Raw genomic sequence first — 21,890 nt, 5'->3', positions numbered from 1 at the left:
GGGTAGTCGCTGGCCGGACGCCGCTCCCAGCGCATTACCGTATTCGTTCGTGCTGGTGCTGCTGCCTCCTTCCGAAACCAAGTCCGATGGCGGCGCCGGGGCGCCGCTCGCGCTGGACTCCCTGGCGATGCCGCAGCTCACCGCGGTGCGCGCCCGGCTGATCGAGGAAGTGGTGCGGTTGGCGGCCGACCCGGAAGGCTCCAGAGCCGCGCTGGGTCTCGGCAAGGGGGCCGACGGCGAGATCGCGCGCAACGCGGCGCTGCGCACCTCGCCGACCCGTCCCGCGCTCGAGCGCTACACCGGCGTCCTCTACGACGCGCTCGACGCGCGCTCGTTCACCAAGGCGCAGCGAGCCAAGGCATACGCGCGGCTCGGCATCGGCTCCGCCCTGTTCGGCGCGGTCCGCGCCGGTGACCCGATTCCCGCCTATCGCCTGTCCGGCGGCTCGAAACTGCCGGGATTGCCAACCCTTTCGGCGGTGTGGCGCGACGAGCTGGCCACCGCCCTGCGCGCCGAGGCAGGCGATGAACTCGTGGTCGACCTGCGCTCGGGCACCTATCAGCAGCTGGGGCGGGTCCCCGGCGCGATCACCGCCAACGTGCTCACCGAGCATCCGGACGGCTCCCGCACGGTGGTGAGTCATTTCAACAAGCACCACAAGGGCCTGCTGGCGCGGGCCCTCGTGCTCACCAGAGCGGAACCGGCCGACGTGCGGGGCGTCGCGCGAGTGGCGGCCAAGGCCGGGCTGCGAACCGAGATCGCGTCGCCGACCGAACTCTTGATCATCACCTGAGCGCGGTACTCACCGGAGATCCCGTACGGATCGTCGGCGCAGGGTGAAGGGTGTATGCCGGACAGTGGTAGTCGAGCCGCGTTCGCGCCCCGGCCGGAGCGGCGGCACCGCCGATGCCCACCGAGCGAATCGAGGAGACATGCAGACCATCGCGCACTGGCTCGACGGCAAGGCCTTCGCAGGCACCGGCGGGACGACCGCCCCGGTGACCAATCCGGCGACCGGCGTGGTGACCGGGGAGGTCACGCTGGCGAACGTCGCCGACACCCGCGCGGCGATCGATTCCGCCGCGAAGGCTTTCCCGGCGTGGCGGGACACCTCGCTGACCCGGCGCACCCAGATCCTGTTCCGCTTCCGTGAGCTGCTGAACGAGCGCAAGGAGGAGCTGGCCCGGCTGATCACCGCCGAACACGGCAAGGTGCTCGCGGACGCGATCGGCGAGGTGAGCCGCGGCCTGGAAGTCGTCGAGTTCGCCTGCGGCATTCCGCATCTGCTCCAGGGCGGCTACACCGAGAACGCCTCGACCAAGGTCGACATCTTCTCCATCCGCCAGCCGCTCGGCCCGGTCGCGATCATCTCGCCGTTCAACTTCCCCGCGATGGTGCCGATGTGGTTCTTCCCGATCGCCATCGCCGCGGGCAACACGGTGGTGCTCAAACCGAGCGAGAAGGACCCGTCCCCGTCGCTGTGGCTGGCGCGGCTGTGGGCCGAAGCCGAATTGCCCGCAGGCGTGTTCACCGTGGTTCAGGGCGACCAGGTCGCGGTCGACGAACTCCTGGACAATCCGGTCGTCAAGGCCGTCTCGTTCGTCGGCTCGACGCCGATCGCCCGGTACGTCTATCAGCGCGGCACCGCCGCGGGCAAGCGGGTGCAGGCGCTCGGCGGCGCGAAGAACCACATGGTGGTGCTGCCGGACGCGGACCTGGACCTGGCCGCCGACGCCGCGGTGAACGCCGGATTCGGCTCGGCGGGCGAGCGGTGCATGGCGATCAGCGTGGTGGTCGCGGTGGGCGGGGCAGCCGACGAGCTGGTCGGCAAGATCGCCGAACGGGCCGCCACCATCAAAACCGGCGACGGCACCCGCGGCGCGGACATGGGTCCGCTGGTCACCCGCGCGCACCGCGACCACGTCGCGGACTACATCGCGGCGGGCGAATCCGCCGGAGCCACCGTGATTCTCGACGGCCGGGGCGTCGAAGCCGACGGCGCGACCGACGGGTTCTGGCTCGGGCCGACGATTCTCGACAACGTCGCCACGGACATGAGCGTCTACACCGACGAGATCTTCGGCCCCGTGCTGTCGGTGGTGCGCGTCGACACCTATGACGACGCGCTGGCGCTGATCAACGCCAACCCCTACGGCAACGGCACCGCCCTGTTCACCAACGACGGCGGCGCCGCTCGCCGCTTCCACAACGAGGTGGAAGTGGGGATGGTCGGCATCAACGTGCCGATCCCGGTTCCGATGTCCTATTACAGCTTCGGCGGCTGGAAGAACTCGCTGTTCGGTGACGCGCACGCGCACGGCGCCGACGGCGTGCGGTTCTTCACCCGCACCAAAGCGGTCACCACCCGCTGGCTCGATCCCAGCCACGGCGGACTGAACCTCGGCTTCCCGCAGAACCGATAGGAGCCGACAGCGCTCCGGTCGGAAACGCCGGGACCGCCCCGGAATGGCAGGCAACCGGCGTGCGAGAGCTACCGCACGGACCCCGAGCACCCAGGCGGCCCTCCACCGGGGTACCCGCGAGCGCCTGCGGGTACGGCGGCGTCCCACCGATGACCGAGGGAGCAATCCTCGACCACACGTCGCAGATCAGCGCCTGGTCCGGTCCACCGTGCTTTCGGCGGCCCGTATGCGCCGAGCCGACGGGAATTCCTTGCGGCGCGCCGTTGTTCGCTGAGAACGTGACCAGCACCGCAGAACTTTCCGAGGGCCTCAAGAAGTACCTGGACGAAGAGAAGGTCTTCGCCACCGCAGCCACGATCGGACCCAACGGGCAACCGCATCTGACCGTGATCTGGCTGAAGCGCGACGGCGACGACCTGCTCTTCTCCACCACGACCGATCGTCAGCAAGGCAAGAACCTCGCGCGTGACCCGCGCATCACCCTGCTGATCAACCCGCCGGACAACCCGTATGTCTACGCGGAGATCCGGGGCAGCGCGACCATCACGCCCGACCCGGAGAAGACCCTGCCCAACGAACTGTCCATGAAGTACACCGGACAGAAGTACGCGGACTTCAACCCCGCCTCCGTCAACGACGGTCCGCGCATCATCGTGCGCGTCACACCCCGCCGGGTGGCGGGGCGGTTCTGATTTCAGCGCCTTCGGCGCTGGTGTCCGCGGCCCCCTTATGGCTCGCGTGTGCGCGAGCTGGGCCGCGAACGGCGGATGCTCGGTCTCGCTTCGCTCGAAAGACGTGGTCGAGGTGAGCCGGGCACCTCGAGGGAAAACGGCGATTTAAGGCATACGCCGCCGTAGGACTGATTCAGCCACTCACACTTGCTGTGCTTCTTCCTGGGCGTGCTGGGCCATGGCCAGTTGTTGCGGAGTGAAGCGCAGCGTCAAGGCGACCAGTCCGGCCGCGAACGCGATGAGGGCGCAGACGAACAGCACCAGGGTGTAGCCGTCGCCCAGCGCGGCGATCTCCGCGGATGTCATCCCGGCCACCTTCTCGGTGCGGCCGCCGAGCGACAGGGTGCGAGAAGCGGCGATCGGGGTGAGCAGGCCGATCGCCACCGGCGTGGCCAGGTTCATGAACATCTGCCCGACCGCGGCCAGCGGGCCGATATTGGCCGGCGGCACGCCGACCAGCACACACAGCGGCGAGAGCACCATCGCGACGCCGACGCCGAAACCGATCACCACCAGCAGCGGCAGCAGCGTCGCGAAGTACAGCACCTCGCCGTCGAGGGTCGAACCGAACAGCAATCCCCCGCCGAGCACCACGGCCGCGCCCGCGAGCAGCCAGCGCGGCGCGACGTACAGCGCGGCCTTGGAGGCCACCGCGCCGCCGATGCCGATGCCGACGGTGAACGGGATCGCCGCGACGCCCGCCTTGAGCGGACCGTATCCGATGACGTTCTGCATGAACTGGGCGACGAAGAAGGTCATCGCGCCCAGCACACCGCCGGCCAGGAAGATCAGCAGGAAGGTGGCGACGCGGTCGCGGCTGTCGAACAGCGACCACGGCAGCAGCGGGTCGTCCACCCGCCGTTCCAGCGCCACGAAGACGATCAGCAGCACGACGCCCGCGATCAGCGAGCCGATGATCGCCGGATGCCCCCACCCGAGTTCCGGGCCCTCGGTGGCGCCGAACACGATCGACGCGCAGGCGATGGTGCCGAGCACGGCGCCCGGGATGTCGAGGGCCGAGCGGTGGTGTTCGGTGTCGGCGAGTTTGTAGGCCGCGCCAAGGATGATCAGCGCGCCGATCGGGACGTTGATCAGGAAGATCCATCGCCACGACAGCTGGGTCAGCGCGCCGCCGACCACGAGCCCGCCGACGGACCCGATGCCGACCATCGAGCCGACGATCGCGATCGCCTGGTTGCGCGCCTTGCCCGGCGCGAAGGTCGTCGCCACCAGAGCGAACGCGGTGGGCGCCGCGACCGCCGCGCCCGCGCCCTGGAACGCCCGCGCCGCCAGCAGCATGGCTTGGTTCTGCGCGAGCCCGCACAACAGCGAGGCCAGCGTGAACACCGCGACGCCGACGACCAGCATGCGCTTGCGGCCGAAGGCGTCGCCGAGCCTGCCGCCGAGCAGCATCAGGCCCGCGAAGGTGAGCCCGTAGGAGGTCACCGTCCACGCGCTGCCCGCGCTGGACAACCCCATCTCCTCTTGCAGCCGCGGCAGCGCGAAGATCACGACCGTGCCGTCGAGCACGACCATGAGCTGCAATCCGCTCAGCACTAGGATCGCGAGCCCGAAGGCCCGCTGCGTCACTGGATACTGCATCGTCGCAGCGGGGTTCCGAAGCACAGTGAGTCACTGTAATTGATGCCGCTGCCGCATTTGTCCACCCACCGATCCGGCCGGACGCGCGACGGGGAGCGGTCCCGGGGATCCGGCCGGTCACCGTCGGCGCGGACCACCAGCTGTCTCGAGTCCATGCGACAAGGCATAGTCCCAGGTCCTTCCGGCTCATGACGACGAGCGGTCCCAGTGAACCAGCCGGTCGACATCCCGGCTGAACCACCCGTGCCCGCCCCTGCTCCCCTGGGCGGCCGCGAACGCTATCCTGCCGCCGAGTCGGCGTGCGGGACGACCGCGTCGGCGGAGAAACCGGCGGTCGGGCCGATCACCACGATCGCGGGCGGGCGGATGCCTTCGGCGCGCACCCGGGCGGCCACCGTGCCGAGATCGGCGCGCAGCACACGCTGGGTGCGCAGCGTGCCCTCCTGGATGACGGTGGCGGGTGTGCCCGCCGGGCGTCCGCCGTTCAGCAGCGCGGTGGCGAACTGCTCGATCCGCTCGACCGCCATCATCAGCACCAGGGTGCCGCGCAGGCGGGCCAGCGCGGGCCAGTCCACCAGCGAATCCGGATGGTCGGGCGCGACGTGCCCGCTCACCACCACGAACTCGTGGGTGACGCCGCGGTGGGTCACCGGGATACCCGCGGCGGCGGGCACCGAGATCGGACTGGTGACGCCGGGCACCACCGTGACCGGGACCCCGGCGGCCACACAGGCCTCGAGTTCTTCGTAGCCGCGCCCGAACACGTACGGGTCGCCGCCCTTGAGCCGCACCACGAATTTGCCCGCCTTCGCGCCTTCGATCAGGGCGTTGTTGATCGCCTCCTGCGCCATCGCCCGCCCGTACGGGATCTTGGCGGCGTCGACCACCTCGACCTCCGGGCCGAGTTCGGCCAGCAGCTCCGGCGGCGCGAGCCGGTCGGCGACCACCAGATCCGCCCTGGCCAGCAGCCGCCGCCCCCGCACGGTGATCAGATCGGGGTCGCCCGGCCCACCGCCGACCAGGGCGACGCCGGGCGCGACGGGCGTCGAGTCGTCGCTCACCACACCGGATTGCAGGGCTTCCAGCAACGCGTTGCGCACGGCCGCCGAGCGCCGGTGCTGCCCACTCGCCAGCACGCCGAGCGTCAGCCCGTCGTAGCGCGCGGTGGCCGGGGTGACCGCGGTGCCCAGCCGCGCCGTGTCGGCACGCACGCAGAAGATCCGCCGCCGGGTCGCCTCGGCGACCACCGCCGCGTTGGTCTCGGGCTCGTCGGTGCACGCGATCGCGTACCAGGCGCCGTCGAGGTCGCCGTCGGCGTAAGCGCGCAGCGTGACGGTGATCTGCCCGGAGGTCGCCATCCCCTCGACCGCGGGCGTGACCGCGCGGCTCACCACGTGGACGTCCGCGCCGGAGGCGATCAGCAGTCCCAGTCGGCGCTGGGCGACCGACCCACCGCCGACCACGACGACGCGCCGTCCGTGCAGATCGAGCCCGACCAGGTAGTTCGGGTCGCCGGTCGGCGGGTCTTGCGTTGCGTCTGACGTGTTCGGCACAAGTTTCGAGCCTACGGCGTGACCGTCCGGCACCGGCAATCGACCGGCATGCCCGCAGCTCGAGCAGCCGCGGCGAGCGAAGCCGCGGGTAGCCGGAGCCGGTTCGCAGCGCTGACCGGGCGCGGCCGCGGACGGCCGAGGCGTGGACCACCGACCCGACCGACAACTGTGACCAGCGGTAACGAGCGAACCGGCCGCCCGCGGCGGTAGGTTGCGGTGGAGTCGCTCGGAAAGGCGGACGATGAAGCAGCTCACACCGGAACGACTGCTCGACGTGGCCTACGACGAGGCGCTGCGCGGACTCGCCGAAGGCGGGATCCCGATCGGCGCCGCCCTCTTCGACACGGGCGGCACGCTGCTCGGGCGCGGGCGTAACCGCCGGGTCCAGTCGGGCGACCCCAGCATGCACGCCGAGACCGACGCCTTCCGCGCGGCGGGACGGCGGCGCGACTACCGCGGCACCATCATGGTCACCACGCTCTCGCCGTGCTGGTACTGCAGCGGCCTGGTCCGCCAGTTCGGCATCGGCGCGGTGGTGGTCGGAGAGTCGCAGACCTTCTCCGGCGGGCACAAATGGCTCGCCGGGCACGGCGTCGCGGTCACCGTTCTGGAGGACCGGCGCTGCATCGATCTGATGAGCCGGTTCATCGCCGAGCATCCCGCGCTGTGGCACGAGGACATCGGGTCCGCCGACGATCTGGAGGCCTGAGCCACCGGCTCAGCGGAAGTACGGATATTCCTGCACCCAGTGGAATCCGCGGCTGCGCAGCGGGAAGTCGTCGAGCGCGACCGAGGTCAGCGCCATCGAGACCGGCTGTCCGGCCAGCGTGCCCGTCAACGTCAGCCGCTGGGGTCCGGGCCGGTCGAATCCGAAACTCGCCAAGGGTTGGGGTCGGTCGCCGACGGCCGCCGGTGGCGCGACCATGACCAGCGTGCGCGCACCGGGATCGACTTGGGCGAGCACCGGAACCAACTGCCCGTCCATCCGCTGCACGGAGGCCCCGTCGCGGTCGAAGACGATGCGCTGCCAACGCAATTGGTCGGTGGTCAGCGGTGGCAGCGCTTTGCCGTCCACGCTGAACTCGGTGACCGCCCAGATGCCGTACAACGGAGGTTCCGGTCGTCCTGCCCCCTGTTCGGTCCATCTTTCCCAGCCGATGTGCGCGTTCGAGAACACCAACCACACCCCGAGTGCGATCTGCACCGCGGCCGCGATCCGATTCGCCCGCGGCGTGCGCAGTAGCGGCGGCGTGGTGGACGGTCCGGTCGGCCGGTCCAGCACGAGCACGTGCACCAGACGCCCGGCCTCCGGGGCCAGCAGCACCAGGCACAGCAGCATCAGGTGGAACGACAGGATCTTCGCGGGCACGTCGTAGGTCATGTCGAGCACGAACACCTGTGTCGTGCAGACCAGGCTCAGCATCGCGCCCACCAGTGCGGTGCGCGGCACGAACAGCAGCACGCCGCCGAGCAATTCCGCGCAGCCGAGCAGGATTTCGTAGTGCGGCGACACCCCGATGTGATTCCAGAGCACCGCCATCGGACTGAAATTCCCGTAGGGCTCGAGCAACCGGCTCAGCGGCGTCGGCGGCATCTGAGTGGGGATGGCCTTCGCCATGCCGTAGGCGACCAGCTGCCCGGCCAGGCACAACCGCACGAACAGCAGGAACCACGGCTGCACGGCCCGGTAGTGCGGCCGGTCCCGATCCAGCGCGCTCCAGACCAGCGTTGCGAGCACCGCGACCACGAGCAGGACGAACACCAGCACCCAGAAGTAGGCCTGGTCGCCACTGATCGACGCCGTGTTCGCCGTGACGGATGTGCCGAACACCCGGGTACCGGTCCACTCGACCACCGGGCGCAGCGCGCGGGCGGCGCCGGAGTTCACCCAGTCCGGCAGCCATTCGCGCGTCAGTCCGAGGAACTCCGGAACGATCGACGGGTACACCAGGCAGAACAGCCCGAAGTACAGGAAACCGAAGCGGAACGCCACCCGTGTCGTCGCGCGCCACGGGCGGATACCGGAACGCTCCGCGTCCGCGGCTTCCGTCCGGTCGAGGATCGCTTCGGTCACGGCGGCCCCTCCAGTCCGAGTCGGTGCAGACCGAAGGTATCGAAAAGTGCGGTGGCCGTAGCGCGTTTCGGCGGGATCGCGAGCCGCCGCCGGACTCGGGTCAGCGGAAGTACGGGTATTCCTGCACGAAATGGAAGCCCCGGCTGCGCAGCGTGAAGGAGTTCAGATCTATCCGGTCGAGCGACAACGTCACGGGTGTCCCGTTCAGCTCACCGGTGAGGCGCAACGTGTCCGTGGCGGGCTGGGTGAAGGTGAAGGCGCCCCAACGCGCGGGCTCGGCGTCCGGCGACTTCGCTTCCGACAGGACGAGGGTGTGCGCGGCTTCGTCGATCACGGCCACGACGGGCAGGAACGAGTCGTCCATCTTCTGCACCGTTGTGTGCTCGCGATCGAAGATCAACCGCCGCCAGCGGGCCTCGTCGGTGATCAGCGGCGGCGTGGGATGCCCGTCCCTGGTGAACTCGCCGACGGTCCAGATGCCGTACAACGGAGGCTTCGGCGCGCCGTCGCCCGACTCGCGCCAGGCTTGCCAGCCGATGTGCGCACCACTGACCAGCACCCACAACCCCAGCGCCACTTGCACCGTCGCCGCGATCCGGTTGGCGCGGCGGGAACCGAACAGCCGCGGCTGGGTGGCCGGTTCGGACGGGCGTTCCAGCACGAGCAGATTCGCCAGCCGCCCGGCCTGCGGCGCCAGCACGATCAGCGCGAGCAGCAGCAGGTGGAACGAGAGGATCTTCACCGGCACGTCGTAGGTCATGTTCAGCACGAAGACCTGCGCCATGCTCACCAGGCTGAGCAACGCGCCCGCCGTCGCGGTGCGGGGCAGGAACAGCAGCAGACCGCCGAGCACTTCGGCCGTCCCGAGCAGGATTTCGTACGCGGGCGCGGCGCCGACTTGGTTCCAGAGCACCGACGCCGGGCTCATCGTCCCGTACGGTTGCAGGAGCGCGGTGAGCGACGGCGCGGGCATCTGCGCCGGAATCGCCTTGGCGAGACCGTAGAAGAGCATCTGGCCGCCCAGGCACAGCCGGACGAACATCACGAACCAGTTGCGCAGTGTCGTGTACTCCCGGCGGCGCCGATCGAGGATCGACCAGACCAGGGTGATCAGCACCGCCGCGACGAATTCGCAGAAGATCAGCAGCCAGATGGCGGCTTGGTCGCCGCTGCCGGAGTCCTCGCGCAAGACGGCATCCACGCCGAAGACGTGGTCGCCGACCCAGCTCACCAGCGGGTTCGTCACGCGCATCTGCCACTGGATCGCGTTTTCCGGCAGCCACCTGCTCAGGATGCCGGTGAACACGAAGAGGATCTGCGCGAACAGCACACAGAACAGCCCGAAGTAGGCGAAGACGAAGCGGAACGCGATCCGGGCGGGCAGGCTCCAGGGCCGCTCGGCACCGGTCGCGGTCTCGCCGATACCGGGCGACACCACCTCCGTCTCGACGGTACGCACATCGCCCTCCTCGTCGGCCGACACTTTCGCGAGCCGAAGGTATCCGACCAGGTCATGGGATGACCTCCGGGAAAACCCTGGATTTCCGGGTCCTTCTTTCGGCCTACGTGCCCGCCGCACCGTGCCGGCCGGAATTCGTTCGCGGTTCCGGCCCACCGATAACTAGAACGCGTTACAGTCGCGTATCCCGGCGCACCCGAGCGGTGCACCCCGGGCAGCACGTGTCAGGAGGACAAGATGGCCGACGATCCGGACCCGGCACAGCGACAGCAGCTGACCGTCAGCGAACGCGACCTCGAGACGCTCGCCGGGGACCTGGCGCGCTGGCTACGGACGAAAGTCGAGTCGGACGACCTGCCGCGGATCTCCGATCTGTCGCGTCCGCAGTCCGGGGGCATGTCCAGCACGTCGCTCCTGTTCGACGCCGAGTGGACCGCCGCGGGGCACACGGAGCGCGGGTCGTTCGTCGCGCGGATGGCGCCCGAAGCCGGGTCCTTCCCGGTCTTCGAGACCTACGACCTGGCCACCCAATACCAGGTGATGGCGGGCGTAGCCGCGGCCACCGACGTGCCCGTGCCGGGCTTGTGCTGGCTGGAGAACGACGAGAAGCCGCTGGGCGCACCGTTCTTCGTGATGCGCCGCGTCGAGGGGCGGATACCGACCGACAACCCGCCGTACGTGTTCGTCGGCTGGCTGTTCGACGCCACCCCCGCCGAACGTCTGCGGCTCACGCACAACACCGTCGAGGTGATCGCCAGAATCCACGGCATCCCCGACCCCGCGGCGCTGTTCCCGATGCTGAACGGACCCGGCGATTCGCTGCGCAGGCACGTCGAGGCGCAGCGCTCGTGGTACCGCTGGGCGCTCGCCGACGACGGCTTCGAGATCCCTTTGATCGAACGAAGTTTCGCCTGGCTGGACGAGCACTGGCCCGCCGACCCGGGTCCGGACGTGCTGAGCTGGGGTGACGCCCGCCCAGGCAACATCATCTACCGCGACTTCGACCCGGTGGCGGTGCTGGATTGGGAGATGGCCGCGCTCGCGCCGCGCGAGCTCGACCTGGGCTGGGTGATCTTCATCCACCGGTTCTTCCAGGATCTGGCCACCCGCTTCGGTCAGCCCGGGCTCCCGGACTTCCTGCGCCGCGACGACGTGGTGTCGAAATACGAAGCGCTGACCGGTCATGCGGTGCGCGATCTCGACTTCTACATCGTCTACGCCGCGTTGCGGCACGCGATCGTGATGGCACGGATCAAGCGCAGGATGATCCACTTCGGCGAGGACACCGACACGCCGGATCGCGACGACTACGTCATGCACCGGGCAAGCCTGGAAGCGCTGCTCGACGGAACCTACGAATGGGACTGACCATGCCTGTGCCTTTGGACGAGTACCCCATCCATCAGACCCCGCTGTCGCTGGCCCGCGTGGCTTCCAGCGACCGCAACTTCTACGATCGCAGCTACTTCAACGCCCACGACCGCGACGGCGGCACCTTCCTCATCACCGGTCTCGGCGTGTACCCGAACCTCGGGGTGACCGACGCCTACGCCGCCGTGCGCCGCGGCGACACGGTGCGCGCGGTGCGCTTCTCCGACGCGCTCGGCGACCGGAGCCTCGACCAGCGCGTCGGCGGCTACCGGGTCGAGGTGCTGGAGCCGCTGCGGCGCATCCGGGTGGTCTGCGATCACGACGACCTCGGTTTCGACCTCACCTGGACCGGCGCCTTCCCCGCCGTACAGGAGCAACCGCATCTCATCCTCGCGGGCAACCGGCCGATCATCGACGCGTCCCGCTTCGCGCAGGTCGGCTCGTGGGCGGGGACGTTGCACGTCGACGGCGACGACATCGCGGTCGACCCGGCGGTGTGGACCGGCACCAGGGACCGCTCGTGGGGCATCCGCCCGGTCGGCGAGACCGAGCCGCCCGGCCGGGCGGCCGCCGAGCCATCGGGCGGGTTCTGGTGGCTGTACGCGCCGCTGCGCTTCGAGGATTTCGCCGTCGTGGTCATCGTGCAGGAGGAGCCGGACGGCACGCGCACACTCAACGACGCGACCCGGATCTGGCCCGACGGACGCACCGAGCAACTCGGCTGGCCCCGGATCTCGATCGACTACCGATCCGGCACACGGCTCCCCGTCGGTGCGCGACTGGAATCGACCACGCCCGACGGCAAGTCCCTGGAGATCGAGATCACGCCGGGCATCGGCGTCCCGCTGCACGTCGGCTGCGGCTACGGCGGCGATCCCGACTGGCAGCACGGCCAGTGGAAGGGCCGCGACTGGTCGTCCTCCAGCCGCTACGACCTCACCGACCCGGCCATCATCGCCCGCACCCCGTACGGCGTGATCGACCACGTCGCCCGGGCCCGCTGCGGCGACGCCGAGGGCTGGGGCCTGTTCGAACACGCCAGCATCGGCCGCCACGACCCTACCGGATTCGCCGACTGGGGCTCGGTCGCACCCTGAGGCAGCCGCCCGTACCGCGGCGCGCCTCGTACGCCCCGGCGCTACCGCCGGTACAGCGCGGCCGCGAGCACCACGCCGTGCACGACGCGCTTGGGCAGCACCAGCGGCCCGCCTCCGGTGGCAAGCAGCGCCGCGGCCTCCGCGACGCTCGCCGTGCCGACGGCCGTTCGGGTCCGGTCTCCGGGGTTGGGCACCGCGACGACCGACAGTTCCTCGGCGGAGAAAGACCGCAGCGGGACCTGAAGGTCCGCGGCGACAGCGAGCAGTCCGGGTTCGGCCCGGCGCCGCGCGATGGTGGCCAGGCCCGCGATTCGGTGATCTGCGACGCCCTCGCGCAGTGCGGCGCGGATCGTGTCGGCCGAAGTGCCCCGTCGCAGGCCGATGCCGACGACGACCTCAGCTGGGGGCACGAGAGCTCGCGAACCGCGCTGCCGCCGTGACGAATCGCAGCACCGCCTCGGGATTCCCCGCCGGGTGGGTGTGCAGGTACGAGGCGTGCACGTTGCCGTTCAGCGCGCCCTCACGCACGCGCTCTCCCGCGCTGCCGAGCCAGCCCCACGCCGGACTTCGTGGCGGCGCGGACACCAGGCACGTGCGGTGGAATTCGTGGCCACGGACCCGCTCCCCGGCCCGCCACAACGGCGAGTCGGCCAGCGCGACAGCGTCCCGGTATCCGAGGGTCAGGCGCGGTCCGAACGCGGCGTCGGCCTCCACCACCCCGGCCATCGGATGCCCGTCCAGCGAACGGGTCAGATACAACAGCCCGGCGCATTCGGCGTGCACCGGCATCCCGTGCCGCGCGGCTGCGGCCACTGCCCGCAACAGGCCGGAATTGGCGGCCAGCTCCGCGGCGTGTTCTTCGGGGAAACCACCCGGCAGCACCAATCCCGCAGTCCCGGTCGGCAATTCGTCGTGCAGCGGATCGAACACCACCACCTGTGCCCCCGCGGCCACCAACAGCTCACGATGCTCGGCATAGCCGAACGTGAACGCCGGGCCACCGGCGACGGCGATCAGCGGCCCCTCCCGATCCGCGGTGAGCGCGCTGTCGGCGGCGCGCTCGATGGAGACGCGGGAGTCCCCACCCCCGCCGACGAACGTCGACGCCTCATCGTCACCGGCTCCCCCTAGCAACGTCGATGTCTCCTGGTGAACGGCGTCATCCGGAGATGCCGACGCCATCGGGACGGACGCCGCGGTGGATACCCCTCCGGTTCCTTCGAGACCACGCACGGCGGCGGCCGGATCCCACGCCGGTCCGGTGACCGACGAGCGCGCGAGTGCGGCGACCGCGTGCAAGTCCACGTGCGCGGCGACGAGATCGGTCATCGCCGCCACCGCGGCCGTCGCGGCCGCACCGTGTTCCACGGCGGGGATCAGGCCGAGATGCCGGGACGGCACCTCGAGGTCCGCCATCCGCGGCAACGATCCGAGCACGGGCAGGCCGACACGATCGCAGGCGGCGCGCAGCACCTGATCGTGCCGTTCGCTGCCCACCCGGTTCAGGATCACACCCCCGAGCCGGACGCCGCTGTCGAAGGTGGCGAATCCGTGCAGCAGCGCCGCAAGGCTCTGGCTGTGCCCCCGCGCGTCCACCACCAGCACCACCGGCGCCCCCAACAGGGCCGCCACCTGCGCCGTCGACCCCTCCGCCACCGGACCGGAGTGGTTCTCATCGATCCGGCCGTCGAACAGCCCCATCACGCCCTCGACCACAGCGAGGTCGCACCCCCGCGCACCGTGCCGGAACAACGGCACCACCCGCTGCGTCCCCACCAGCACCGGATCCAGATTTCTCCCCGGCCGCCCCGCTGCCAGCCCGTGATACCCCGGATCGATGTAATCCGGCCCAACCTTGAACGGCGCCACTCGATGCCCCACCCGCCGCAACGCCCCCACCAGCCCCGTGGCCACCGTCGTCTTCCCACTCCCCGACGCCGGCGCCGCCACCACCACGGCCCTCATCCCCGCGACCGCCGCACGAGTGGCACACCATCGTGCGGGCCTCTCGCGATTCGCCGCAACGATGTGCCACTCGCGGGAATCACCATTCGATGCCTCGTTGGCCTTTGCGGCCCGCGTCCATGGGGTGTTTGAGTTTCGTCATTTCGGTGACGAGGTCGGCGGCGTCCAGGAGTTCCGGCGGCGCGTCGCGGCCGGTGATGACGACGTGTTGGTTGCCGGGGCGGTCACGGAGGGTGTCGACGACTTCCGCGACGTCCACCCAGCCCCATTTGAGGGGGTAGGTGAATTCGTCGAGGACGTAGAAGCGGTGCTGTTCGCCCCGCAGGCGGCGGGCGATCTCCTGCCAGCCGGCCAGCGCGGCCGCGGCGTGGTCCTGCTCGGTGCCCTGCTTACGGGTCCACGACCAGCCCTCGCCCATCTTGTGCCATTCGACCGGGCCGCCCGCGCCGGTCTGCTCGTGCAGCGCGCCGAGGGCGCGGAAGGCGGCTTCCTCCCCGACCTTCCACTTGGCGCTCTTCACGAATTGGAAGACCGCCACGTCGAAACCTTGGTTCCAGGCCCGCAGCGCCATCCCGAACGCGGCCGTCGACTTACCCTTGCCCGGCCCGGTGTGCACCGCGAGCACCGGCTGATTGCGCCGCTGCCGCGTGGTCAGCCCGTCGTCGGGAACAGTTTCCGGAACACCCTTGGGCATCGAATCTCCTTAACCCCTGGAAGGTCACGCCGCCCGCACCGACGTGCCGCGCGGACCTGCGGAACTCGCGCGAACGACGCCGGCCACCGAATCGCCGGTCAACTCGGCCAAGCGCAGGTATCCCCCGCGCAGGTCGCGGGCCAGATCCGCGGCGAGCCCGAGCCGGATCATGCCGCGTTCGCAGTCGACCACGATCGAGGTGACGGCGTCTCCGGCGAGCAGACGGGCCGCGGCGCGGGCGCGGGGCACCGGGTCGACGCCGCCGGTGGCGCGACCGTCGGTGAGCAGCACCAGCATCGGCCTGCGGCGCGGATCGCGCACGCGTTCCCGCAGCACGAGCTCACGCGCCTTCAGCAGGCCCGCGGCCAGCGGCGTCTTCCCGCCCGTGCGCATCCCGGACAACCGGCGCACCGCGATGTCGACCGACGAGGTGGGCGGCAGCACGAGTTCGGCTTCCGCGCCGCGCACGGTGACCACGGCGACCTTGTCGCGGCGCTGATAGGCGTCGCGCAGCAGCGTGACCACCGCTCCGGTGACGGCGGACAACCGGTCGCGGGCAGCCATCGAGCCGGACGCGTCGACGACGAAGACGACCAAATTGCCCTCGCGCCCTTCGCGATACGCGCCACGGAGATCGTCGGCGGACAGCAGCAACGGCCCGTCGCCGCGTCCGCGGGAACGCTGATGCGGCGCGGCCGCGAAAACTGTGCCGAGCAGGTGCAGGCCCGAGGAGGTGTCGGTGCTGGAACGCACCACGCGACCGTGCCGGGATTCCGCGCGAGAGCGGCGTCCCGGAGCGCCTTCGCCGACGCCGGGCACTTCCCAGCGCGGTGTCCGCGCACCGGCGGAAACCGATGCGCCACTGCGTCCTTCCGGTGCGTGCCCGCCGCCCGGACCGTCGGGCGGCGACGGGTCGTCGGGGCCGTCCGGGTCGTCGCCGGAAGCATTGTCCACGTCCGCTGGCGTACCGTCCGGCTCGGAGGCATCGCTCGGCGTGGATGCCTCCTCCTCGCGTCGCGCCTGGTCGGCGGCGTCGCGCATGGCGTCGTCGAGCTGTTGTTCGCTGATGCCGGGCTCGTCGAACGGATCGCGCCTGCGCCGGTGCGGCAGCGCCAGCTCGGCGGCCACCCGCACGTCGGCCTCGGTCACCGCGTCGCCGCCGCGCCAGGCGGCATGGGCGGTCGCGGTGCGCGCCACGACCAGGTCCGCGCGCATCCCGTCGACGTCGAACGAGGCGCACAGCGCGGCGATCCGGCGCAATTCCACGTCGTCGAGCGTCACCCGGCCCAGCCGATCGCGGGCGGCGAGGATCTTCTCGGCCACCTCGTGGTCCGCCGCGGCGTACCGCGCGGCGAACCCGGCCGGGTCGGCCTCGTAGTCCAGCCTGCGGCGCACCACCGCCATGCGGACGTCCACGTCCCGGGAGGCCGCCACGTCCACGGTCAGCCCGAACCGGTCCAGCAGCTGCGGACGGAGTTCGCCCTCTTCCGGATTCATCGTGCCCACCAGCACGAAACGCGCCGGGTGCGAGTGCGACACACCATCGCGCTCGATGTGCACCCGCCCCATCGCCGCGGCGTCCAGCAGCACGTCCACCAGATGGTCGTGCAACAGGTTGACCTCGTCGACGTACAGCACGCCGTGATGGGCGGCGGCCAGCAAGCCGGGGCGGAACGCCTGCTCCCCGTCCCGCAGCACGCGCTCCAAGTCCAGCGAGCCGACGACGCGGTCCTCGGTGGCGCCCACCGGCAGCTCCACCAAGCGGGCGGGCCGCGCGCCGGTCTCGTCCACCACCGGCGGCAGCAGTTGCGCCAGCGCGCGCACCACGGTCGACTTCGCGGTGCCCTTCTCACCGCGCACCAGCACGCCGCCGATGCCGGGATGCACCGCGCAGAGGATCAGCGCCAGTTGCAGCCGTTCCTGCCCGACCACCGCCGAGAAGGGGAATCCCGCCTCACCATCCGAACCGGAAAGCGTTCGGCTGTGCTGGTCGGACGTCGGCACGGTTTCGGCATGGGACACGGACACGCCCCAACTCTAAGCGCGCGGCCGCGTCGGCCCGACAGTGCCCTTCGATTCAGAACCGATGCGCACTCACCTGAACCGGCACAGCGGTCGGGGTTGCGCCGGTCCCACTCATCGCACCGTTCGAAGCGGTGCGTTTACGGACCCAACGCGCTCGGCTCACCTCGCTCACCTCTTTCGAGCGAAGCGAGACCGAGCGTCCACCGTTCCCAGCGCCGCAGGCGCTGGGAATCAACCCCTGCGCATCGGCACGTGCGCGATGCCGTCCTCGTCGAATTCCTCGCCGTCGACCTTGAAGCCGTGCTTGGTGTACAGGTCGATCAGGTAGCTCTGGGCGCTCAACCGCACCGTCGCCGAGCCGACCTCGGCCAGCGCCGCCTGCAGCAGTCGCGTGGTGTAGCCGTGCCCGCGGGCGGGCGCCGAGGTACAGAGCCTGCCGATGCGGAAACTCTTCACGCCGTCGTGGTGCTCCTCGCACAGCCGAAGCGTGGCGATGACCTCGCCCTCGTCATCGAGCCAGAAGTGCCGCGTCTCGGGAAGCAGGTCCTTCCCGTCCAGTTCGGGGTACGCGCACTTCTGCTCGACGACGAAGACTCCGACGCGAAGTTTCAACAGCTGGTAGAGCGTCGCGGTATCGAGATCCTGCGCCCATGAACGTTTGAGAACAACCGTTGACATCATCGCGCCTTGCTATCACAACCTAGGCGTTCGCCGCGACCCCGGCGTGTTTCGGCGTGTTGTCGCCGCCGTCGACGAGGTTCAGCGCCTTGGAGGTCCAATCCCACACTTCGTGGAACAGCGCCGGGTCTTCGGAGAGCTTCACGCCCAGCGAGGGCACCATCTCCTTGAGCTTCGGCGTCCACTCCGCGTACTCCTGCGGGAAGCACCGCTGGAGAACATCCAGCATGGCGGTGACACAGGTGGACGCGCCCGGGGAGGCGCCGAGCAGACCGGCGATCGTGCCGTCCTGGGCGGCGATCACGGCCGTGCCGAACTCGAGCACGCCGCCCACGCCCTTGCGCCGGATGACCTGCACGCGCTGACCCGCGGTGATCAGCTCCCAATCCCTGGCCTCGGCGCGCGGAATGAACTCCGACAGCGTGACCACCTTGCCCGCCTCGGACTTCAGCAGCTCGCTGACCAGGTACTTGGTCAGACCGAGTTCGGTGACCCCGACGCCGAGCAGCGAGAAGATGTTGTTCGGCCGTACCGACTTGAACAGGTCGGTGTTCTTGCCGTCCTTGAGGAACTTCGGCGTCCAGCCCGCGTACGGGCCGAACAGCAGGCCCGGCTTGCCCTTGATCACGCGGGTGTCCAGGTGCGGAACCGACATCGGCGGGGCGCCGACCGCGGCCTTGCCGTACACCTTGGCCTCGTGCTGCTGGATCAGCGCCGGGTTGACGCAGCGGAAGAACTGTCCGCTGACCGGGAACCCGCCGAATCCCTTCGCCTCCTTGATACCGGCCTTCTGCAGCAGCGGCAGCGCGCCGCCGCCCGCGCCGACGAAGACGAACTTGCTGATCAGCCTGCGCGTCTCGCGGGTGCGTACGTTGCGCACGGTGACCAGCCAGGAGCCGTCGGACTGCTTGGACAGATCGCGCACCTCGTGCCCGAAGGCCAGGTCCGCGCCGGAGGCGCCGAGGTAGGCCAGCAGCTCCTGGGTGAGGGAGCCGAAATCGATGTCGGTGCCGCCGTCGGTCCAGTTCAGCGCGATCGGGTCGGCGAAGTCCCGCCCGCGCGCCATCAGCGGCAACCGCCGGGTGAACTCGTCGGGGCTGTCGATGAACTGCATGCCCTCGAACAGCGGGTGCGGCGCCAGCGCTTCGTACCGCTTGCGCAGGTACTCCACGTTGTCGGCGCCGTGCACGAAGCTGACGTGCGGAATCGGGTTGATGAAGGCGGACGGATCGCGGAGGATGCCGTTCTCCACGCCGTAGGACCAGAACTGACGGGAGACCTGGAACCGCTCGTTGATGTCGACGGCCTTGGTGATGTCCACCGAGCCGTCCGGTAGCTGCGGGCTGTAGTTCAGCTCGCAGAGCGCGGAGTGCCCGGTGCCCGCGTTGTTCCACGGATCGCTGCTCTCCGCGGCCGCGGCGTCGAGCCGCTCGAACAGGGAGATCGACCACTCCGGCTGCAGCTGCCGCAGCAGCGCGCCGAGAGTGGCACTCATGATGCCGGCACCGATGAGTACTACATCGGTCTTTTCAGTCATGGCAGCGTTCGGCACGGGTAGATCGACTTCCTTGTCCTTCTGCGCGGGCCCACCGGGCGGGTGGACCTGCCTGGGCACGGTGTGGTTGTGGCTCGGTTCCGGCGTCCGCCGACCCCGAACGGCATGGCGGGAGTTAGGTTACCCGCCGTTCACCTAAGCCCAATTGTGCACCTCACCACGCCGCCACCCCGCAGCGAACCTGCTGAATGTGCGGAATGTGACAGAGATCGTCATCACTTCGGCGGCGGGTGGACGGCCGTGGTCTGTCGGCGCATGACACTGTCCAATACATTGGTCGCGTGACGAACGAACAGTCGCTTGCCGAACCGGTCAGCACTTCGCCGGATGGCGAAGGCTGGCGCCCCGACGTCCTCGGTCCGCACTACCAGCAGCGCACGCTGCCTCTCGGCCCCGATCCCGACGGTGAGGGCGAGGTGGTCGCCACGCTGGTGCGCTACGTCCCCTCCGGCGCCGTCGAACAGACCGCGGGCGCGGTGCTCTATGTCCACGGATTCACCGACTATTTCTTCCAGGAGCACCTCGCCGAGCACTTCGCCGCGCGCGGGTTCCAGTTCTATGCGCTCGACCTGCGCAAATGCGGCCGTTCGCTGCGCGACGGGCAGACCCCGCACTATGTGACGGATCTCGCTTTCTACGACCGGGAGCTGGCGGAGGCGCTGCGGATCGTGCGGGCCGAGACCGGTGCCGCGGTGGTGCTCAACGCCCACTCCACCGGAGGTCTGGTCGTGTCGCTGTGGCTGGATCGGCTCAACCGCGCCGAGGGCACGGCCGCGGCGGGCATCACCGGCGTGGTGCTCAACAGCCCGTGGTTCGACCTGCAGGGTCCGGCGTACTACCGCAGCATCGGGACGCCGATCATCAAGGCCGTGGGCCGTTTCCGCAAGATGGTGCAGCTGCCCGGCGGCAAGATCAGCACCTACGGTGACAGCCTGCACCACTCGGTGTCCGGCGAATGGAACTACAACCTGGACTGGAAACCGTTGCACGGCTTCCCGGTCCGGCTCGGCTGGCTGCGGGCGATCCGCAACGGCCACGCGCGGCTGCACCAGGGCCTCGACATCGGCGTCCCCTCGCTGATCCTGCGTTCCCGGATGACCAAGTTCGCCAAGGAGTACGGCCCCGCCGTGGACGTGGCCGACGCGGTGCTCGACGTCAAGCAGATCCAGCGCTGGTCCGGCTGCCTCGGCGATCGCACGAACATGGTGCCGATCGACGGCGCCAAGCACGACGTGTTCCTCTCCGGCCCTGAACCGCTGGCCCAGGCGTTTCGCGAACTCGACAACTGGCTCGACTGGCTGGCCGGTTACCAGGCCGCGGCGGGCGCCGACTCACCAGAGGCTGGTGCGTAGCACGATCTCGGTGGCCAGCTCGTGGTCGGCTTCGGTGGCCACATCGGTGACGTCGACCTCCACCACCCGGAACTCGCCGTAGACGAACCGCCCGGAGGTGTCGGCCACCGAGCGCGGCAGATTCTTGGTGACCAGCAGCGTGGTCGGCACCTCCACCGGGCCGGTCGACGCGTCCGCCACCGCTCCATCGGCACCGGGCGTGGCCGGGTGACCGCGATCGGCCACGACCAGGCTCTGGAAACGGCCGAAGCCGCGCGCACACGCCTGCCAGGCCAGCACGGCGCCCGCTCCGCACCCGGCGACGTTCACCCACGGCAGCCCCAGGGCGTCGAGGATCGCGGTGACGGCGGCCGGGTCGAGACCTTCGATCGACTCCACCGCGAAGGTGCGCAGATCCGAATTGTGCAGCCGGGCGCACACCTGATCGAAGACGTCCGCCGGGTCGCCCGCGTCGGGCAGCAGCAGCACGCTGTGCCGGGATTCCGGCCCGTCGATCCGCACGGTCCACGCCCGGTCACCCACCGTGATCTGCCGAGATTCCATGCCGAATCACGCTACACGGATCACGGCACCGCGGCGGTGGGTCGGGGTGCCGGATTCACGCGAGCAGGCGCATCCCGGCCCGCTCACCTGCGTTGTGATCGAAGGTGACGGTCAGCTCACACCCGGCCTCCTGACCGAGCTGCTGGATCAGCGCGTCGGCGAAGTCCGCGCCGTCGGCGGCCCGGCGCAACGCCTGGCGCACGGTGTCGGCGCGCTCGACCACGATCTCGCTCGAATCGAGCAGTCCGAGCAGCACGTCGGTGACGGCCTCGGGGTCCTGTTTGTAGCCGCGACGCAGCACCCAGTGGATCTCCGCGAGCACGATCATCGTGACGTAGCCCGGTTTGCTCTCGGTGAGCCCGTCGATCACCTGATTGGCACGGGCGGACTGCTCCGGGTCGTCCTGGGTGAGGTAGCGGATCAGCACATTCGCGTCGAGACCGATCATCACCGCTTGCCTTCCACGACGTTGCCCGCGATCGCCTCGTTCATCTCGGCGAGGCCGATCGGGGATCCGGACCAGCCCACGATGCCTTTCAGCGCCTTGATCGTTCGCGTTTCGGGCACCAGCTCGTAGGTGCCCGTGGGCGTCGGCACGAACGCGACGCGCACGCCGGTGCGCAAGCCCATCGCGACGCGCACATCGATCGGGATCGTGATCTGCCCTTTGCTCGTGACCGTCGCCGACACCACATTCGCCCCTCGGCTGCTGGGCCTCTTCTCCGCCGCCATCATCCTCACCCGACCGTGCCGATCGGCCCCTAGCCT

20 protein-coding genes are annotated in these 21,890 nt (G+C 69.9%); 7 read left to right on the top strand and 13 right to left on the bottom strand.

All coding sequences use genetic code 11. The features are described from left to right. Window positions 1-49 precede the first annotated feature (49 nt). The 3 genes from yaaA to QMG86_RS08010 all read left to right on the top strand — a co-directional run bounded on the left by yaaA (window position 50) and on the right by QMG86_RS08010 (window position 3,115). Complete coding sequence (gene yaaA / locus QMG86_RS08020) at window positions 50-793, top strand: peroxide stress protein YaaA (protein WP_281880838.1); 744 nt, start codon at window positions 50-52, stop codon at window positions 791-793. Window positions 794-932: 139 nt separating this feature from the next. Then, a complete protein-coding gene (locus QMG86_RS08015) occupies window positions 933-2,423 on the top strand; it encodes a CoA-acylating methylmalonate-semialdehyde dehydrogenase (protein ID WP_281878628.1) in 1,491 nt (496 codons plus the stop codon). Between the two features lie 278 nt (window positions 2,424-2,701). Continuing rightward, entirely contained in the window at window positions 2,702-3,115 is a 414-nt protein-coding gene (locus QMG86_RS08010; protein ID WP_281878626.1) for a PPOX class F420-dependent oxidoreductase, read from the top strand. A 180-nt stretch (window positions 3,116-3,295) separates the two neighbouring features. On the opposite strand, the gene QMG86_RS08005 is transcribed toward QMG86_RS08010, so the two are convergent. Further along, window positions 3,296-4,756, bottom strand: a complete 1,461-nt coding sequence (locus tag QMG86_RS08005) for an MFS transporter (protein WP_281878625.1) — start codon at window positions 4,754-4,756, stop codon at window positions 3,296-3,298. Between the two features lie 278 nt (window positions 4,757-5,034). Next, a complete protein-coding gene (gene cobA / locus QMG86_RS08000) occupies window positions 5,035-6,309 on the bottom strand; it encodes a uroporphyrinogen-III C-methyltransferase (RefSeq protein ID WP_281878624.1) in 1,275 nt (424 codons plus the stop codon). Between the two features lie 265 nt (window positions 6,310-6,574). On the opposite strand from cobA, the gene QMG86_RS07995 reads away from it, so the two are divergent. After that, window positions 6,575-7,018 (top strand): nucleoside deaminase, encoded by a 444-nt coding sequence (locus QMG86_RS07995; protein WP_281880836.1) that lies wholly within the window; start codon window positions 6,575-6,577, stop codon window positions 7,016-7,018. A gap of 9 nt (window positions 7,019-7,027) precedes the next feature. On the opposite strand, the gene QMG86_RS07990 is transcribed toward QMG86_RS07995, so the two are convergent. Both QMG86_RS07990 and QMG86_RS07985 read right to left on the bottom strand, forming a co-directional pair. After that, window positions 7,028-8,383 carry a DoxX family protein gene (locus tag QMG86_RS07990; protein ID WP_281878622.1) on the bottom strand — a complete coding sequence of 452 codons (1,356 nt, stop codon included), beginning with the start codon at window positions 8,381-8,383 and terminating at the stop codon, window positions 7,028-7,030. 100 nt (window positions 8,384-8,483) lie between these two features. Then, window positions 8,484-9,842, bottom strand: a complete 1,359-nt coding sequence (locus QMG86_RS07985) for a DoxX family protein (protein WP_281878620.1) — start codon at window positions 9,840-9,842, stop codon at window positions 8,484-8,486. 237 nt (window positions 9,843-10,079) lie between these two features. Here QMG86_RS07985 and QMG86_RS07980 point away from each other — a divergent pair, with 237 nt between their 5' ends. Continuing rightward, window positions 10,080-11,210, top strand: coding sequence for a phosphotransferase family protein (locus QMG86_RS07980; protein ID WP_281878618.1), 1,131 nt, complete (start codon window positions 10,080-10,082; stop codon window positions 11,208-11,210). Between the two features lie 2 nt (window positions 11,211-11,212). Then, window positions 11,213-12,310, top strand: a complete 1,098-nt coding sequence (locus QMG86_RS07975) for an Rv3169 family protein (protein WP_281878616.1) — start codon at window positions 11,213-11,215, stop codon at window positions 12,308-12,310. Window positions 12,311-12,351: 41 nt separating this feature from the next. On the opposite strand, the gene QMG86_RS07970 is transcribed toward QMG86_RS07975, so the two are convergent. The 6 genes from QMG86_RS07970 to mqo all read right to left on the bottom strand — a co-directional run bounded on the left by QMG86_RS07970 (window position 12,352) and on the right by mqo (window position 19,209). Beyond that, window positions 12,352-12,720, bottom strand: a complete 369-nt coding sequence (locus QMG86_RS07970) for a cobalamin biosynthesis protein (RefSeq protein ID WP_281878615.1) — start codon at window positions 12,718-12,720, stop codon at window positions 12,352-12,354. After that, window positions 12,707-14,275 carry a cobyrinic acid a,c-diamide synthase CobB gene (locus QMG86_RS07965; RefSeq protein ID WP_281878613.1) on the bottom strand — a complete coding sequence of 523 codons (1,569 nt, stop codon included), beginning with the start codon at window positions 14,273-14,275 and terminating at the stop codon, window positions 12,707-12,709. Before QMG86_RS07965 ends, QMG86_RS07970 begins: the two co-directional genes overlap by 14 nt. Window positions 14,276-14,354: 79 nt before the next feature. Next, window positions 14,355-14,969 (bottom strand): cob(I)yrinic acid a,c-diamide adenosyltransferase, encoded by a 615-nt coding sequence (gene cobO, locus QMG86_RS07960; RefSeq protein WP_281878611.1) that lies wholly within the window; start codon window positions 14,967-14,969, stop codon window positions 14,355-14,357. 24 nt (window positions 14,970-14,993) lie between these two features. Then, a complete protein-coding gene (locus QMG86_RS07955; RefSeq protein ID WP_281880833.1) occupies window positions 14,994-16,973 on the bottom strand; it encodes a VWA domain-containing protein in 1,980 nt (659 codons plus the stop codon). 252 nt (window positions 16,974-17,225) lie between these two features. Continuing rightward, on the bottom strand, window positions 17,226-17,675 hold the full coding sequence (locus tag QMG86_RS07950; protein WP_281878609.1) for a GNAT family N-acetyltransferase: 450 nt from the start codon (window positions 17,673-17,675) through the stop codon (window positions 17,226-17,228). A gap of 19 nt (window positions 17,676-17,694) precedes the next feature. Then, the gene (gene mqo, locus QMG86_RS07945; RefSeq protein WP_281878608.1) at window positions 17,695-19,209 is read right to left on the bottom strand and encodes a malate dehydrogenase (quinone); all 1,515 of its coding nucleotides are present in this window, start codon (window positions 19,207-19,209) and stop codon (window positions 17,695-17,697) included. Window positions 19,210-19,508: 299 nt separating this feature from the next. Between mqo and QMG86_RS07940 the strand changes: the two genes are divergently transcribed. After that, window positions 19,509-20,579, top strand: a complete 1,071-nt coding sequence (locus tag QMG86_RS07940) for an alpha/beta hydrolase (RefSeq protein ID WP_281878607.1) — start codon at window positions 19,509-19,511, stop codon at window positions 20,577-20,579. On the opposite strand, the gene QMG86_RS07935 is transcribed toward QMG86_RS07940, so the two are convergent. Genes QMG86_RS07935 through QMG86_RS07925 form a run of 3 tightly spaced genes read right to left on the bottom strand, consistent with a single transcriptional unit; the run spans window position 20,559 to window position 21,854 of the window. Then, window positions 20,559-21,122 carry an alpha/beta hydrolase gene (locus QMG86_RS07935; RefSeq protein ID WP_159839012.1) on the bottom strand — a complete coding sequence of 188 codons (564 nt, stop codon included), beginning with the start codon at window positions 21,120-21,122 and terminating at the stop codon, window positions 20,559-20,561. The genes QMG86_RS07940 and QMG86_RS07935 overlap by 21 nt on opposite strands. Before the next feature lie 55 nt (window positions 21,123-21,177). Next, window positions 21,178-21,570, bottom strand: a complete 393-nt coding sequence (locus tag QMG86_RS07930) for a type II toxin-antitoxin system VapC family toxin (RefSeq protein ID WP_159839010.1) — start codon at window positions 21,568-21,570, stop codon at window positions 21,178-21,180. After that, window positions 21,570-21,854, bottom strand: a complete 285-nt coding sequence (locus QMG86_RS07925; RefSeq protein WP_228829070.1) for an AbrB/MazE/SpoVT family DNA-binding domain-containing protein — start codon at window positions 21,852-21,854, stop codon at window positions 21,570-21,572. The genes QMG86_RS07930 and QMG86_RS07925 overlap by 1 nt, the downstream gene beginning before the upstream one ends. Window positions 21,855-21,890: the final 36 nt, after the last annotated feature.

Source organism: Nocardia sputorum (genome assembly GCF_027924405.1).
Lineage (GTDB): Bacteria > Actinomycetota > Actinomycetes > Mycobacteriales > Mycobacteriaceae > Nocardia > Nocardia sputorum.
Note: the sequence above shows the minus strand (reverse complement) of the source record. Positions and strands in the feature narration are given on the sequence as shown.